This is a genomic window from Streptomyces sp. CNP082, assembly GCF_059570535.1.
In genome coordinates, this window is record NZ_JCANSZ010000014.1 from 1 (window position 1) to 15,735 (window position 15,735).

At 69.9% G+C, this 15,735-nt stretch carries 10 protein-coding genes and 2 pseudogenes; 6 read left to right on the forward strand and 6 right to left on the reverse strand.

Annotated elements, in window-relative coordinates; translation table 11 throughout:
- The 5 genes and pseudogenes from B124_RS14235 to B124_RS14255 all read right to left on the reverse strand — a co-directional run.
- A pseudogene (locus B124_RS14235) lies at positions 1–409 on the reverse strand (non-reducing end alpha-L-arabinofuranosidase family hydrolase); the annotation flags it as partial.
- Between the two features lie 222 nt (positions 410–631).
- Positions 632–2,098 (reverse strand): annotated as a pseudogene (locus B124_RS14240) (PQQ-dependent sugar dehydrogenase); the annotation flags it as partial.
- A 202-nt stretch (positions 2,099–2,300) separates the two neighbouring features.
- Entirely contained in the window at positions 2,301–3,335 is a 1,035-nt protein-coding gene (locus tag B124_RS14245) for an endo-1,4-beta-xylanase (RefSeq protein WP_496503177.1), read from the reverse strand.
- 105 nt (positions 3,336–3,440) lie between these two features.
- Entirely contained in the window at positions 3,441–4,370 is a 930-nt protein-coding gene (locus B124_RS14250) for a poly(ethylene terephthalate) hydrolase family protein (protein ID WP_496503178.1), read from the reverse strand.
- A 276-nt stretch (positions 4,371–4,646) separates the two neighbouring features.
- Positions 4,647–5,363 (reverse strand): FadR/GntR family transcriptional regulator, encoded by a 717-nt coding sequence (locus tag B124_RS14255; protein ID WP_496503179.1) that lies wholly within the window; start codon positions 5,361–5,363, stop codon positions 4,647–4,649.
- Between the two features lie 380 nt (positions 5,364–5,743).
- Between B124_RS14255 and B124_RS14260 the strand changes: the two genes are divergently transcribed.
- Positions 5,744–8,194 carry a glycoside hydrolase family 95 protein gene (locus B124_RS14260; protein WP_496503180.1) on the forward strand — a complete coding sequence of 817 codons (2,451 nt, stop codon included), beginning with the start codon at positions 5,744–5,746 and terminating at the stop codon, positions 8,192–8,194.
- Between the two features lie 81 nt (positions 8,195–8,275).
- On the opposite strand, the gene B124_RS14265 is transcribed toward B124_RS14260, so the two are convergent.
- Positions 8,276–9,046: a FadR/GntR family transcriptional regulator gene (locus B124_RS14265; protein ID WP_496503181.1), complete on the reverse strand. Its 771-nt coding sequence runs from the start codon at positions 9,044–9,046 to the stop codon at positions 8,276–8,278.
- Positions 9,047–9,196: 150 nt separating this feature from the next.
- Between B124_RS14265 and B124_RS14270 the strand changes: the two genes are divergently transcribed.
- The 5 genes from B124_RS14270 (at position 9,197) to B124_RS14290 (ending at position 15,555) form a co-directional block, all read left to right on the forward strand.
- Positions 9,197–10,459, forward strand: coding sequence for an ABC transporter substrate-binding protein (locus B124_RS14270; protein ID WP_496503182.1), 1,263 nt, complete (start codon positions 9,197–9,199; stop codon positions 10,457–10,459).
- 160 nt (positions 10,460–10,619) lie between these two features.
- A complete protein-coding gene (locus tag B124_RS14275; protein WP_496503292.1) occupies positions 10,620–11,450 on the forward strand; it encodes a carbohydrate ABC transporter permease in 831 nt (276 codons plus the stop codon).
- Positions 11,450–12,277, forward strand: coding sequence for a carbohydrate ABC transporter permease (locus B124_RS14280; RefSeq protein ID WP_496503183.1), 828 nt, complete (start codon positions 11,450–11,452; stop codon positions 12,275–12,277). The genes B124_RS14275 and B124_RS14280 overlap by 1 nt, the downstream gene beginning before the upstream one ends.
- A 1-nt stretch (position 12,278) precedes the next feature.
- Positions 12,279–13,514: a mandelate racemase/muconate lactonizing enzyme family protein gene (locus B124_RS14285; protein ID WP_496503184.1), complete on the forward strand. Its 1,236-nt coding sequence runs from the start codon at positions 12,279–12,281 to the stop codon at positions 13,512–13,514.
- Between the two features lie 28 nt (positions 13,515–13,542).
- A complete protein-coding gene (locus tag B124_RS14290) occupies positions 13,543–15,555 on the forward strand; it encodes a right-handed parallel beta-helix repeat-containing protein (RefSeq protein WP_496503185.1) in 2,013 nt (670 codons plus the stop codon).
- Positions 15,556–15,735 lie beyond the last annotated feature (180 nt).

Genomic DNA, 15,735 nt, shown 5'->3' on the forward strand with positions numbered 1-15,735 from the left:
ACAGGGGTTGTGGTGAGGACCAGCCGTTGGGGTTGGCGGGGTCGTTTGAGGTGCGGTAGATGAAGGGCCACTGGCCCCACTGGTAGGCCAGTACCCAGATGTTCTTGGGTGCGAAGTAGAAGAGTGTGGGTGCGACGGTGGCCTGGTTCATCTCGTTCTGGCCGGCTGATGCCATGTCCGNCCAGTCGGTGAAGGGGCTGAAGGCCATCGAGCCGTACGACGACCCCTCCACCTTCGTGCCGTAGATGAGATGCTGGCCGTTGTGCTTCACGGCGGTGAAGTCCTTCAGCGACACCCACCCGTGCGCCGGCTGCGCCAGCACACCCGAAGACGACCACCGGTAGGACGACGGAAGCGCACACTGAGCGTCCGTCGTCCCGGACAGGCCGGACCACTTCTGGATGCTGCCGGCCGCCTGAGCCGGGTTCGCTGTGAGCGCGGGCGCCAACGCGACCACGGCCGACACCGCGGCGGCGACTACCGCGAACGGATGCCTGCGGGTGAAACTTCGTCCGTACACTGGGACCTCCGATTTTTGAGCAAGCGGTTCCGGCCGGCCCAGTCAGCGCCGTCCGGTCTGTCGGTGCAGTGGTGCGGGTCAGTCCGCCGCGCCGGTGTGTTCCGCGGCCCCGGAGACGTTCTCGATGCGGTACAGGGCGCTGTTCTCGTCGCCCGCGTACCACGTCGTGCCGTAGTCCAGGACGTACAGGGCACCGTCGGGGCCGAAGGCCGCGTCCATCAACTGGGTGCCGGACCAGGGCATGGTGCCGATGTCGCCGCGGCTGCCGTCGGCGTTCACGGCGATGTTCTTGAGCCAGCGCCGGCCGAACTCCATGGCGAAGAAGTCACCGTCGAACTCCTGCGGGAACTTCACCGCCGAGTCCAGGTCCGGGTCGTAGTTGTAGACGGGGCCGGCCATGGGTGACTCCGAGCCGCTGCCGAACTCCGGCAGGGAGCCGCCGTCGTAGGGGATCCACGCCGGCTGGGCCGGCGGGAGCGTGCTCTGGCCGGTGTTGTGCGGGGAGTCGTTGACGGGCGCCGAGCAGTTGAACGCGGAGCCGGAGGCGCCCGAGGCGAAGTCGTAGTCGATGTAGGGCTGGTTGTTGCCGACGCAGTACGGCCAGCCGTAGTTGCCCGGCCCTGCCACCCGGGCGAACTCCACCATGCCGCCCGGACCGCGGCTCGGGGAGGCAGACCCGGCGTCGGGGCCGTAGTCACCGACGTAGACCACGCCGGTCTCCTGGTCGACGCTCATCCGGTACGGGTTGCGGAAGCCCATGGCGTAGATCTCGGGCCGTGTCTGAGGTGTTCCCGGCGCGAAGAGATTGCCCTCCGGGATGTCGTACGAGCCGTCGTCGTTGACCGTGATCCGCAGGATCTTGCCGCGCAGGTCGTTGGTGCTGCCCGCCGACCGCTGTGCGTCGAACGCCGGGTTGCGGTTGCCCCGTTCGTCGATCGGGGTGTAGCCGGAGGAGGCGAAGGGGTTGCTGTCGTCGCCGGTGGAGAGGTAGAGGCTGCCCGCGGCGTCGAAGTCGATGTCCCCGCCGGTGTGGCAGCACTGGCCCCGGTCGACCGCCACGTCGAGGATCGTCTTCTCGCTGCCGAGGTCGAGGGCGTAGTCCTCGTTCAGAGTGAATCGGGAGAGCCGGTTGACGCCGTTGAACGGCTCGAAGTTCGCGGGCGAGCCTTCGCTCGGCGCGTCCCCGGACGGGGTGTCGAGCAGGGGCGAGTAGTACAGGTAGACGAAGCGGTTGGTGGCGAAGCCGGGATCGACGCCGAGGCCCAGCAGGCCGTCCTCATCGTGGCGGTAGACGTCGATCTTGCCCGCGACCGCTGTGGTGCCCTGCGGGTCGGTGACCCGCAGGGTGCCGTCGCGCGAGGTGTGCAGCACCGAGCGGTCGGGCAGCACGGCCAGCGACATCGGCTCGCCCGTCTCGGCGGCCCCCTTGGCGAGGGTGACCTGCCGGAACTCCGCCTGCCGGGTGTCGCCCGCGCCGGCGGGTTCGGCCGAGGCCGGCGACAGCATCGTGACGGCGCCTGCGGTGGCGAGCAGCGGGCAGATGCCCACCGCGAGTAACTTTCTGACGTGTCTGTGCATGGGAACCTTCCGTAGGGCGGCCCACGGCCCGGCGCAGCGCTGCTCCGGGCTCGTCGCGCGCCTGGCCGGGGGTGTGGGTGACCGCCTCGGGGCGGCAGATCGGCGTTCTCCGTGCTGGGGCGGTGCGCCCTGCACCTGCGCTCGGCAGGGCCCTCCCGGGCGCCCCGCCCCGGGTCCGTGAGAGGCGGCGTACTCCGGGGTGTCAGGGGGCGCTGTTCAGCGCTTCCAGTACCGCGTTGTATGCCTGCTTCTTCTGGTAGTTGCTGTCGAACAGCAGCGGGGTGTCCTGGCCGCGCCAGGAGTACTTGTCGGTGATGCCCCAGGTGGTGATGCCGGTGCAGCGGGACACCGCCATGCACGCCTGGGTGACCGTGCGGTAGGCGTTGGCCTGGGCGGTGCCGGAGCCGCCGATGTCCAGCTCGGTGATCTGTACGTCGATGCCGAGGTCGGCGAAGCGCTGCAGGTTCTGCTGGTAGCTGCTGAGGTCGGAGTTGGAGTCGAGGTGGGACTGGAAGCCGACGCAGTCGATGGGTACGCCGCGGGCCTGGAAGTCCTGGACCATGCGGTAGATGCCATCGCTCTTGGCGTTGACGCCGTCGGTGCCGTAGTCGTTGTAGCAGAGCGTGGCGTCCGGGTCGGCGGCGTCGGCGGCGCGGAAGGCGTCTTCGATCCAGCCGTCGCCCATCTGCTGCTGGAGGTTGGACTGGCGGCGGCTGCCGTCCCATTCGAACGCCTCGTTGACCACGTCCCAGGAGTCGATCTTCCCGGCGTAGTGTCCGGCGACTCCGTCGATGTGGTTGAGCATCGCCTGGCGCAGGTTGTCGCCGGACAGCCCCTGCACCCAGCCGGGCTGCTGGGCGTGCCAGACCAGGGTGTGGCCGCGTACGGACATGCCGTTGCTCTGGGCGTGGGCGACGAGCTGGTCTCCGCCGCCGAAGTTGAACTGGCCCCGGCTGGGCTCGGTGGCGTCCCACTTCATGACGTTCTCGGCGACGATGCTGTTGAATTCGCGGTTCAGCGTGGACGCGTAGGCGCTCTCGCCGAGCAGGTTGGGGGCCACGGCGGCGCCGTAGTAGCGACCGCTCTCGGCCGCCGACGCGCCGAGCGTGTCGGCGGCGTGGGCGCTGCCGGGGAACGCCAGGAGGCCGGCCGCCGCCAGGCCGGCGGAGGCCGTGACCGCGGTGATCGCCGACGAGGTCCGGCCGCGTGTGCGCCGCTTGCGTGAGGTGCTGAACATGACTGCTCCTTGCTTTCCGGTGGAGGGTGACAGGTGCCGTCCGGCTTCTGTCCGGAAGCGGTGCCGAGGGTCCGGTACGGCGGGGGCCGTACCGGACCCGGTGGTTCAGTCGAGTGCGGCTTCCCAGTTGGTGCCGGGTGCGGTGGCGTCCTGGGGGAGGCGGTCGCGGGCGGCGGTGTCGCCGTACAGGCTCCAGCGGAACCAGTCCACGAGGGTGTTCTGGGTCTGGTTGAAGGTCGGGAAGCCCGGGTTGAGATACGCGGCGTGGTCCGCGCCGACGTGGGTGAGGAACGCCTTGGGGGCGGACAGCTCCCCGTATGCCTGGCGGGCCAGGCTGTACTGGCAGGTGGGGTCCTGGTCGCCGTGGATGAACAGCACGTTGGCGTCCAGCCCCGCCGGGTTGCCCATGTCCACGCAGGCGACCGGGACGGCGGCCTCGATCCGGTCGTCCGGCCAGTTGGTCAGCAGCCCGTGGACGGTCATGCCGCCCATCGAGTGGCCGGAGACGCCGACGCCGGCCGCGGTGTCGATGTGCCCGGCGAAGGGGCTGCCCGAGGAGTCGTTCAGCGCCAGGGTCTGGGTGATGACCTCGGAGACGTCCTTCGACCACTCGCCTCCGTACACGGAGCCGATGTTGGTGTTGTCGCTGATCGAGGGGGCGGGGCAGATGAAGCCGGCGGACGCTATCGCGTGCGTCTGCGAGGCGTAGGAGTCGGAGTTGCCGTACGCGCCGTGGTTCCAGTGGGCGACGGGGAACACGCCGTCGGCGAGCGGGGCGTCGGGCACGGGGTTGCCGCCGGGGGAGCCGGTGGCCGGGTAGAAGATCTTGGTGAACAGCCGGCGGTTGCCGCGGCTCCACTCGAACTGCCGGACTCCGATGGCGAAATCCTGGGTCGGTGCCTGCCGGGGGAGGGCGGGCCGGCGAGCCGGGTCGCCGACGGCGGGTGCGGCGCCGAGCAGGGAGGCGGCGCCCGTCGTTCCGGCTATACCCAGACCCAGCACGGCGCCCAGAGCGGTGCGCCTGTTCATGGACATACGAAGACACTCCTGTGGGGGGAAGGGATCCTTGCGGTGGCCGCCCGGGTGGTTCGGCAGGCGGAGGTGGCGTTGGTGGCCAGGACCAGGACCAGACCGGAGCGGTTCGATATATCGAACTTTGGTCGAACTCTCAGACAGGGATGATTGAGGGGCGGAGGCGGGGCGTCAACCCCTGTAGCGGAATAATTTCGATTCCAAGGTCGAAATTTTCGACCCGCCTGTCGGCGATCGCACCGATGCCGAGCCCTTGCTGGCCGTATGCCTGACGAACTCTCACATCCCGGCCTCCGGGTGCGCCGCGGCCTTCGCGTCCGGCGCGAGATGGCTGCGGAGCCACGCCTCGGTGGTGCTGATGTGGATGAGCGCGGCGGCCTGGGCGAGCGCGGCGTCTCCGGCGGCCAGCGCCTCGTAGATCTCCTGGTGCTGGGCGAGTGTCCGGTCGGCGACGTTCCCGTCGACCATCCCGCGCCAGACCCGGGCCCGTACCGTCCGCCCGGAGATCCCCTCCAGCAGGCTCGCCATCGTCTGGTTGCCGGTGGCGGAGACGACGGCCTGGTGGAAGGCCGCGTCGTGCTTGTTGAGCAGTTCGACGTCGTCCCTGGCCGCACGCATGGCGTCCAGGTGTCCCGCCACTCCGGCGAGTTCTGCGGCCGAGATGCGGGTGGCGGCCAGGCCGGTGGCGACCGGCTCGAAGAGCCGGCGCACCTCGGTGAGTTCCAGCAGGGTGTCCCCCTGGAGGAGGTCGACCGCGGAGCCCAGCCCTTCGAGCAGCACTCTCGGCTCCAGCGTCGTGACGTAGGTGCCGTCGCCCCGGCGGATTTCCAGCACGCGCGTGACGACCAGCGCCTTGACCGCCTCGCGCATCAGCCCCCGGGACAGACCCAGCTCCGCGGCCAGTTGCTGCTCCGGCGGCAGCTTCGCACCCGGCGGAAGCTCGCCCGAAGCGATCATCTCCCGAATGCGCCTGATCGCCTTGTCGGTCAGTGACATCGCTCGGCCTCCAGCCTCGGCTGTGTATCCGGCCACCCGGCGATCACCGGTCTTCTGGATAGTGCGAAGCACTATACATCTGATGTCTGGATCGTTGAGCGGTCGAAGGATGCGGTCTATTCCCGTTTTGTTCCGGCGGGTTGGCGTGAGAGGGCTTGCGTTGGTCCCCGTGGACATTTAATGTCTCCCGCGTGTCATGGCCGATGAGGCCATCGGCGGACCGGAGGTGGCCGTGCGCGGCGACCCTCGACGGGCCGGTGGCGGCGATGACCGGGGCCTCGCTGGTGAACGGCAGGAGCCCGGCCCCGAGTCGGGCTCCTGCGGCGGACCGCTCCCGACGGTACCGCCGGGACTCTGTCCGGACTCAGTGGAGGATCAGGATGCGGGGACTGACGCGCAGGCAGATGGTCAGGCTCGGCGCGGCGGGCGCGGGAGCCGTCATGATGCCTGTCCCATGGACGGCGTCCGCCCGCGCCGACTCGGCCGCGCCCCCGGAGGTACGAGCGGTCGACGACCTGGCGCTGTGGTACGACGAACCGGCCGGCTCGGACTGGCTGCGCGCGCTGCCGGTCGGTGCCGGCCGCCTTGGCGCCATGGTCTTCGGCAACGTCGACACCGAACGGCTCCAGCTCAACGAGGACACGCTCTGGGCGGGTGGACCGTACGACCCCGCCAACCCGGGGGGTGCCGATGCGCTGCCGCAGATCCGGCAACTGGTCTTCGACGGCCAGTGGGAACAGGCGCAGTCGCTGATCGACCGGACGATGCTTGGGAGGCCGGCCGGAGAGCTGGCCTACCAGCCTGTCGGCGACCTCAGGCTCACCCTTCCCGGCACGAGCGGAACTTCGGAGTACCGGCGGTGGCTCGACCTCACCACCGCCACCACCGCGGTGACCTACGTGGCGAACGGCGTGCGGTTCCAGCGCGAGGTGATCGCCAGCGCGCCGGACCAGGTGATTGTCATGCGCCTGACCGCCGATGCGCCCGGCTCGATCTCGTTCACAGCCGCGTTCGCGAGCCCGCAGAGCGCCTCGACATCCCACCCCGACGCAACGACGATCGCGTTGGAAGGAATCTCGGGCAGCATGGAGGGGATCCCCGGTTCCGTCCGGTTCCTCGCGCTGGCCCGGGCCGTTGCCGAGGGCGGCACGGTATCCGGCTCGGGTGGCACGCTCCGGGTGGCCGGTGCCGACAGCGTCACGCTGCTGGTCTCCATCGGCACCAGCTACGTCGACTACCAGAATGCGGGCGGCGACTACCGGGGCATCGCCAGCAGGCACCTCGACGCCGTGCAGGGCACCGCGTATGACGACCTCCGCAGCCGGCATGTGGCCGACTACCAGGAGCTGTTCGGCCGGACCACGATCGACCTCGGCCGTACCGGAGCGGCCGATCAGCCGACAGACGTCCGGATCGCCCAGCACGGCGGTGCCGACGATCCCCAGTTCTCCGCGCTCCTCTTCCAGTACGGCCGCTACCTGCTGATCTCCTCCTCGCGGCCCGGCACTCAGCCGGCCAACCTCCAGGGCATCTGGAACGAGCAGATGGCCCCGCCCTGGGACTCGAAGTACACCCTCAACGCCAACCTGCCGATGAACTACTGGCCGGCCGGCTCGACGAACCTCTCCGAGTGCTGCGAGCCGGTGTTCGACATGATCGACGACCTCACGGTGACCGGCGCCCGCACGGCCCAGGCGCAGTACGGCGCACGCGGCTGGGTCACGCACCACAACACCGACGCGTGGCGGGGGACCTCGGTCGTGGACGGGGCCTTCTGGGGCATGTGGCAGACCGGCGGGGCATGGCTCGCCACCATGATCTGGGACCACTACCGGTACACCGGCGACATCGACTTCCTGCGCGCCCGCTACCCCGCGCTGAAGGGCGCCGCCCGGTTCTTCCTCGACACGCTGGTGGCGGAGCCGGATCTGGGCTGGCTGGTCACCAACCCGTCGAACTCGCCAGAGCTCGCCCACCACTCCGGCGCGTCCGTGTGCGCGGGCCCCACCATGGACATGCAGATCCTGCGTGACCTGTTCGACGGCTGCGCCCGGGCCGGCGAGATCCTGGGCGTGGACGCCGACTTCCGCGGAGAGGTCCTGGCGGCCCGTGAGCGGTTGGCCCCGATGCGGATCGGCGCCCGCGGCAACGTCCAGGAGTGGCTGTACGACTGGACGGAGACCGAGCAGTTCCACCGGCACGTATCGCACCTCTACGGTCTGCACCCCGGCAACCAGATCACCAAGCGCGGCACACCCGAGCTGTTCGAGGCCGCCCGCCGGACCCTGGAGTTGCGTGGCGACGACGGAACGGGCTGGTCACTGGCCTGGAAGATCAACTTCTGGGCGCGCATGGAAGAGGGCGGCAGAGCACACGACCTGATCCGCGACCTCGTGACACCGGACCGGCTCGCGCCCAACATGTTCGACCTGCATCCGCCGTTCCAGATCGACGGCAACTTCGGCGCGACGTCCGGCATCGCCGAGATGCTGCTGCACAGCCACCACGGCGAACTGCACCTGCTGCCCGCACTGCCGCCGGCCTGGCCGAACGGGAGCGTGGAGGGCCTGCGCGGACGCGGCGGTTACACGGTCGGCGCCGCGTGGACCGGCGGCCGGGCCACCCGGCTCTCCCTCACCCCCGACCGCGACGGGGCCGTGAAAGTCCGCAGCCAGATGTTCCGCGACGGCTACGAGATCCTCGATCTGGCCAGTGGCGATCCGGTCCAGCACGAGCAGCCAGAACCGGATCTGATCGAGTTCCCCGCTCTGCCCGGGCACACGTACCGTGCGAACGCCCTGGGAGCGCGGCGCGGCGGAGCCGGAGCGTGAACGCCCGCCCGCCCGCCGGCGGGCGCGGACCACCGCGGGCGCGGACCACCGCGGTCGCGCCGGCCCTTCCGGGAACGACCGCTAACGGTCCAGCCGCACCGGGTCACCCGGTGCGCTGCGGCGGACGAGCCAGGCCTCGGTGATGTGGGTGAACATCGCCTCGGCGGCGCCGCTCGGATCGTGGGCGGCGATGCGTTCGTAAATGCGGCGGTGGCCGCGGTTGGACGCGACGCACATGGCACGCTCCGGATGCCCCATGTACCGGGCGGTGTTGACGACCTGGCTCTCCAGCGCCCGCACCACGGCACGGGCGATGCGATTCCCGGACGACTGCATGATCACGTCGTGGAACGCGCGGTCGTGTTCGGCGTACGCGACGTGGTCGTCGACGAGCTCGTCCATCCGGTCCACCAGAGAGCGCAGCCGGTCGACGACGTCCCCGGTGGCCAGCCGGGCGGCGACGTTCGCCATGTCGGACTCGAGCAGGCGCCGGGTGACGACGAGGTCGTCGAGGATCGCCAGGCTCTCGTCCTGCGCGATGCTCGCCGCCAGGACCTGCTCGTCGAGCATGTTCCACAGCGCCGGTGTGGTCACCATGGTCCCCGAACCCTGGCGAACCTGTACGAGCCCCTTCTCCTGCAGGACCTTCACGGCTTCCCGGACGACCGTGCGGCTCACCCCGAAGGTCTCGCAGAGGGCGGGCTCGGGGGGCAGTGGCGTCCCCGGCGGGTGTTCCCCGCGGACGATGCGTCCCACCAGTTCGGCCGTCACCGCCCGCGCGAGGCTCGCCGGTCGTTGCGCCCAGGTGGGGGGTGGAGAACTGCCCTGGGCTGCTGGCTGGGATGTCGTCATCGTTCCTCCGGCGGCCCCGCGACGACGCGGTGCCATGACTAGGCGGTCATCATACGCGACCAGGCATTGACGTAATACGTCATACGAGTTACGTTTCCGAGCCATCGGCGATGGCCCGCCGTCTTCCCGCAGCAACGGAGAGTGATCCACATGAAGCGGCCAGCACTGTGGTCGGTCGTCCTGGTCGCCGGGCTGCTGTCCGGCTGCGGCAGCGCGCGCTCCGGCTCGTCGTCCGGCGCCGCGGACGGCAGACTCGTGGTCTGGGACTGGAAGTCCGGCGAGGAGACGGCCGCCTCCTACATCGAGCAGGCGAAGGCCGACTTCGCCGAGCAGCACCCCGATGTGACGGTCGAGTTCGTGGCCCAGCCCTTCGACCAGTACTACACACTGCTCGGCACGGCCATGCAGTCCGGCGAGGGCCCCGACGTCATGCTCTTCAACGGCGGGGGCCAGATACGCGACCGCACGGACGCCCTCCTTCCCCTTGACGACTACGTCACCGAGGACCGGCAGCGGCTGGCCGGCTGGGAGGCCTTCACCGCGAAGGGCAAGACCTATGCCGCACCGGTGACGTTGCAGGGCCATCCCCTCTACTACAACAAGGCGCTCTACGAAGAAGCCGGGCTCGACCCCGATCAGCCGGCGACCACGTGGCGGGAGTTCACCGACGACTGCGAGGCCATCGCCGAGGCGACGGACGCCAGTTGCCTCTCCCTCGGGAACAAAGAGGGCTTCGGCATTCAGTTCTTCCTCTCGGGCCTGGGACCGGGCGTCCTCACCCCGCGCGAGTACGACGCCTGGATCGCCGGGGACCGGGACTGGGACTCCCCCCGCGTGCGGCGGATCTTCGAACTCTGGAAGGAGACCGGCGACGCCGGCCTGAACAACGACGGGGCCAACTCGACCGCACTGTTCAACGACGCCTTCGCCCTCTTCCAGTCCGGCGAAGCAGCCCACATCGTCGGGCTGATGTCGGACGTCGGGCACTGGAAGGACTTCGGCGAGTTCCTGGACCCGGACGACATCGGCGTCATGCCGCCTCCGCGTGCCGAGGCCGACGCCGAGCCCGTCCTGCCGTACGACGGCGGAATCGGCTACGGGATCGCGGAGTGGACGAAGAAGCCGGCCCTGGCCGCAGACCTGGTGCGCTCCCTGACCTCGACGGACGCTCTCAAGGCGTTCTACGCCGACGCCGGCGCGGTCGTCTCCGACACCACTGTCGACGTCTCGGGTGGCGGAGCGGCCCTGGCCACGATCGCGTCGGAGATCGAGACCGGCAAGCCGGCACTGCACGTCGCGCTGTCCACCGAGACGCTGGATCTGATGGGGAGGCTCTCGCAGCAGATCCTGAGCGGATCGGCCAGCGTCGACGACGCGCTGAAGCAACTGGCCGACTCCGACCAGAAGGGCTGACCCCGTGCTGCTCGGAGGCGCGCAGCCGGCGGCCGGCCGGGCCGGTGCCGAGCGGAGCGGCCGGACGAAGCCCCTGCGGCGCACGCGCCGCCCGGGCACCGGTACGGGCCCGCAACGCGCCTGTGGCGCGCGGCGTGCCGAACACCTCGCGCCCTACGTCCTGGTGGCCCCGGCCGTCCTGGTCATCGCGACGCTTCGGCTGTGGCCACTGCTCCTGGGCGTCAACTTCTCCTTCACGGGCGACGGGGTGCGCGACGGGACCTCCGTCGGCCTGGACAACTACGCGGAACTCCTCGACGACCCGCTCTTCCGCACCGCGTTGAAGAACGTCGGGCTGCTGGTGCTGCTGCTCCCCGTCGCGGTGGCGATCCCGGGCATGCTGGCGATCTTCATCTTCCTGCGGGTGCCCGGTCACCGGCTCTTCCGGAGCGTCTACTTCTTCCCGGCCGTGCTCTCGCCGGTGATCGTCGGCGCGATCTTCAACCTCCTGCTCGCCTTCGACGGCCCGCTCAACACTCTTCTGGACACGGCCGGCATCGGCCCGGTCGACTGGCTCGGCGATCCGGACGCCGCCATGTTCACCGTCGTCGGAGTGCACGTCTGGGCGACGTTCGGGATGGCACTGGTGGTCTTCCTCGCCGGGTTCGCCACCCTGGACACCAGCCTCCTCGACGCCGCCCGCGTCGACGGCGCGCGGCTCGCCCAGGTCATCCGGCACGTGATCGTCCCCGGCCTGTCCCGCACCATCCAGTTCGTCTTCGTCACCACCATGATCGGAATGCTGACCTCCATGTTCGGCCTGCTCTACGTGATGACCGGCGGTGGACCTGAGGGGTCGACCTACCTGCCGGAGTACTACATCTGGATCCAGCAGGGGCAGATGAACCGCCCGGCGCTCGCCTCGGCCGCCTCGACGGTTCTCTTCCTTCTCATGCTCGTGGTCGGGCTGATGCAGATCGGGCTGCTCCGTCGCGCGGGGAGGGAGAGCTGATGCGCGGCCCTCGTCGGCGCGCCTGGGCGGTCGCCGTTCCGATGGCCGCCCTCGCACTGGCGACGGTCTACCCCCTGGTGTTCACCGCCAACGTCGCCATGAAGTCCCGCCACGACTACATCCTCGACCGGTTCTCGCCGGCGGACTCCGTGCGCTGGGACAACATCGCCAGGGCGTGGACGAGCGTCGGGCTCGGCCGGTACTTCGTCAACTCCGTGGTCGTGGTGGCTTCCGCGGTCGCGATTCTCCTGCTGATCGGCTCGATGACCGGCTTCGCACTGAGCCAGCTGCGGTTCCGGGGTTCACGAGCACTGTTCCTGGGCTTCCTCGCGGCGCTGTTCGTACCGTTCCAGGTCGTCATGGTCCCGCTTGCGCAGGTCATGGCGGACCTGGGGCTCATCGACACCTACCCCGGGCTGGTCCTCGCCTACGTCGCGCAGTTCCTCCCTTTCTCGATCTTCCTGATGACCAGCTACTACTCCGGGATCCCGCGCGAGATCGTGGACGCCGCCAGGGTCGACGGGAACACGCTGTACGGCGTCTACCGGCGGATCATGCTGCCGATCGGCGGCCCGGCACTGCTGTCGGTCGGCATCCTCAACGCCCTGTTCTGCTGGAACGACGTCCTCATCTCCCTGCTCATGATGCCGTCCGCCGAGCACCGCACCCTCATGGTGGGTGTCACCTCGCTGCGCGGACAGTACTCCGACGACATCCCCACCTTCGCCTCCGGAGTGCTGATCGCCGCACTGCCGGTCCTCGTGATCTACCTCTTCTTCCAGCGCCAGATCGCCGACGGGATCACCGCCGGCGCCACGAAGGGCTGACATGCGGATCACCGGATATCGCACGCTGACGACCTTCCTCGACTGGGGCCGGCCCGTCGGGGACGCCAACGGCGTCCTCACCGACGGGATCACCCCCGTGCCGGTGATCCTGGTGGAGACCGACACCGGGATCACCGGAGTCGGGCTGGGACCGCAGGCGGCAGAGGAAGCCGTGTTCGCGGCCATCGACGGCGAGGACCCGCGCTGCGTGAACGCGCTCTACGACCGCATGCTGCGGCAGGCGTTCAAGGCCGGCCACAACGGGGCCGTCTTCGGGACCATCGGCGCACTCGACACCGCCCTGTGGGACATCAAGGCGAAAGCGGCCGGCGAACCACTGTGGCGCCTGCTCGGCGGACGCGACCGGCGAGTCCCCGCCTACGCGTCCGGCCTCGACATCGCCCTCGGTGACGACGAACTGGCCACGGTCTACCAGGACTACGCCGAGCGCGGCCTGCGGGCGGCCAAGCTCAAGGGCGGCCTCGACATCGAGCGGGACCGCGACCGCCTGACCCTCGTACGGGAGGTGCTGACCCGGGCCGGGCACGGGATGCGGCCCGCCCTGATGCTCGACGTGAACGAGACCTGGACCCGCAAGCAGGCCGTCCGCCACGTCCGGGAGCTGGAGCAGACCCTGGACCTCACCTGGATCGAGGAGCCCGTCCGGCGCTGGGACGCCGAGGGCCTGGCCGTCGTCGGACGGGGGATCCGCGCCTCGGTGGCGAGCGGGGAGAACCTCACCGGGCTCGAACAGTACCGCTCTCTTCTGGCCCAGGGCGCGGTCGACATCGTGCAGGCGGCGGCGGCCTGGGGCGTGACCCACTTCCTGCGGGTCGCCGCCCTGGCCCACGCCCACGACCTGCCGGTCAGCCCGATCGGGGGCTCTCCGCTCGGGCTGCTGCACGCCGCGACAGCCGTGCCTAACCACCTCGCAAGCGAACTGCAGAACCTGCGGGAGCCGGTCGGCCTCTCCTTCGACCTGCGTGTCGAGGACGGCGCCTTCGTCCTCGGCGACCAGGCCGGACTGGGCATCGAGGTCGACGAGAAAACGATCGCGGCGGCGGCACGGCCCCGGCCCACCGCCGTGCACGAGGGCCCCGAAGTCCGGCCGGAGTACGCCGGACGGCGGCTGCTGGCCGTCGGGGACCGCAGCCCCCTCGCCGCCCGTCCCGCCGGACGTCCCCCGCTCCCCGCGCCCCAGCACATCGACGAGGCGCCGCACACCGCCCGACCCTGACCCCCCACCGCGAAGAAAGGACACGGCCATGCCTCCACTCCGCGCACCGTACGCACGCACAGCCGCCGCGGCGGCTGCCGCGGCCCTGGCCGCCGGACTCCTCGCCGTCCTCCCCGCCGAGTCAGCCGCAGCACCCCGGCAGTACACGCTCGTCGTCGCTCCGACCGGCGCGCCAAGGGCCGCCGACGACGGCCCGGGGACCGCCGGGCAGCCGTTGCAGACCCTGGCCGAGGCGCAGCGTCGGGCACGGGACCTCGCGGCCCGGGGCGACGGCGACGTCAGGGTGAGCCTGCTGCAGGGAATCCACCGCCTCGGCTCCCCGCTGCGCTTCGGCGCCGCCGACTCCGGCCGCTTCGGACACACCGTGACCTGGACGGCCGCACCGGGAGCGGAAGCCGTGGTGAGCGGCGCGGATCCGGTCACGGGCTGGGAGCTCGACGACCCGGCGACGGGCGTCTACAAGGCCGACGTCGGCACCGGCTTCGACAGCCGGCAGCTCTACGTCGACGGCGTACCGGCACAGCGCGCGCGGACCGGACTGTCCCGGTCCGACATCACCCTCAACGCGTCCGGCTTCACCCTCGACAACCCGGACCTCGCCTACCTCGCCACCCTCCCTGACCAGAAGCGCATCGAACTCCAGGCGAAGCTGTCGTTCACCAACCGGTTCGCCCCCGTACAGAGCATCTCCGGCTCTACGGTCGTCATGCAGCAACCCGGCTGGGACAACAACACCTACGGGTACGACACCGTCCAGTCCCCGTTCCGCACACCCACGTTCTCTCTGCTGAACTCCAAGAGCTTCCTCGACGAGCCCGGCGAGTGGTACCTGGACACGACCGCCGGAACGCTGTACTACAAGCCGCTTCCCGGACAGGATCTGCAGAGCACACCTGTCGAGCTGCCGCGGCTGGAATCACTGCTGGAGGTCGGTGGCACCTACGACGAGCCGGCCCACGACCTCCGGTTCGAAGGGCTGACCTACACCGGCACCACGTGGCTGCACCCCGGCACCGCCAACGGATACGCCAACCAGCAGACGGGCGCGTTCATCGACGGAGTCCAGCAGCACCGGCCCGCCGACGCCTTCACCTCGTGCGCGGTCGGCTGCAAGGGATTCGAGGGCGCCCGCAACAACTGGGCCCAGACCCCCGGAGCGGTACAGGTGTCCGCCGCGGAGAACATCGCCTTCGCGAACAACAGCTTCGTCAACCTCGGCTCCGTCGGCCTCGGCATCGGCAACGACGCCAACGCGCACGGCACCGGCGTGGGACTCGGCGCGAGGAACGTGTCGGTCGTGGGCAACACCTTCACCGCAAGCGCCGGCGGCGGCATCGTGGCGGGCGGGGTACGCCCGGACGCACACCATCCGGCCGACCCGCGCATGACCAACAGCGACATCCTGATCAGGAACAACCGCATCTACTCCACGGCGCTCGAATACCTCGACCAGGACGGCATCTTCGCCAGCTACATCTCCGGACTGGCCATCGAGCACAACTACGTCTCCGACATGCCCTACACCGGTATCGGGATCGGCTACGGCTGGGGCGCCAACGACCCCGGCGGCAGCCCGGAGTACGTCAACCGCGGGCTCTACGACTTCCAGCCGGTCTACCAGACCCCCACAACCCTGCGCGACGTACGCGTCGTGGGCAACCACGTGCGCAACGTCGTGCAGACGATGTTCGACGCCGGCTGCATCTACAGCCTCTCCGCGATTCCAGGCGGCGTCGTCGACGAGAACTACTGCGAGAACAGCGGACAGCTCGGCCTGTACTTCGACGAGGGTTCCCGCTACCTCAGCGGCAGCCGCAACGTCTTCGTCGGCAGCGCCGGTCAGTGGGCGCACGCCAACAACCAGAACGGCAACCGCACCGGCGACCTCACCCTGGTCGGCAACTACACGACCAACCCCGCCATCACCGGCATCGTCGACGGCCAACGAGGCAACATCGCCCGCGACAACGTCACCTTCAACGTCGGCGACATCCCCGCCGAAGCCCGCGAAGTGATCTCCAACGCGGGCCCGACCGGCTAGTGATGCCGATGTCGCGCTTCGGTGTCTGTGCTGCCCGCATGCGGGCGGCACAGAGCCGCAGGACATCGCCGAGTGGCCGCTGCCGGCGGAACCGAGCGCGGCGGGCCAGGCCCGCGGCCTGGTCCGGGAACAGCTCACGGCGAGGCCGCACGTTGTTGCCCCGTCCGGCTCCAGTGCTGC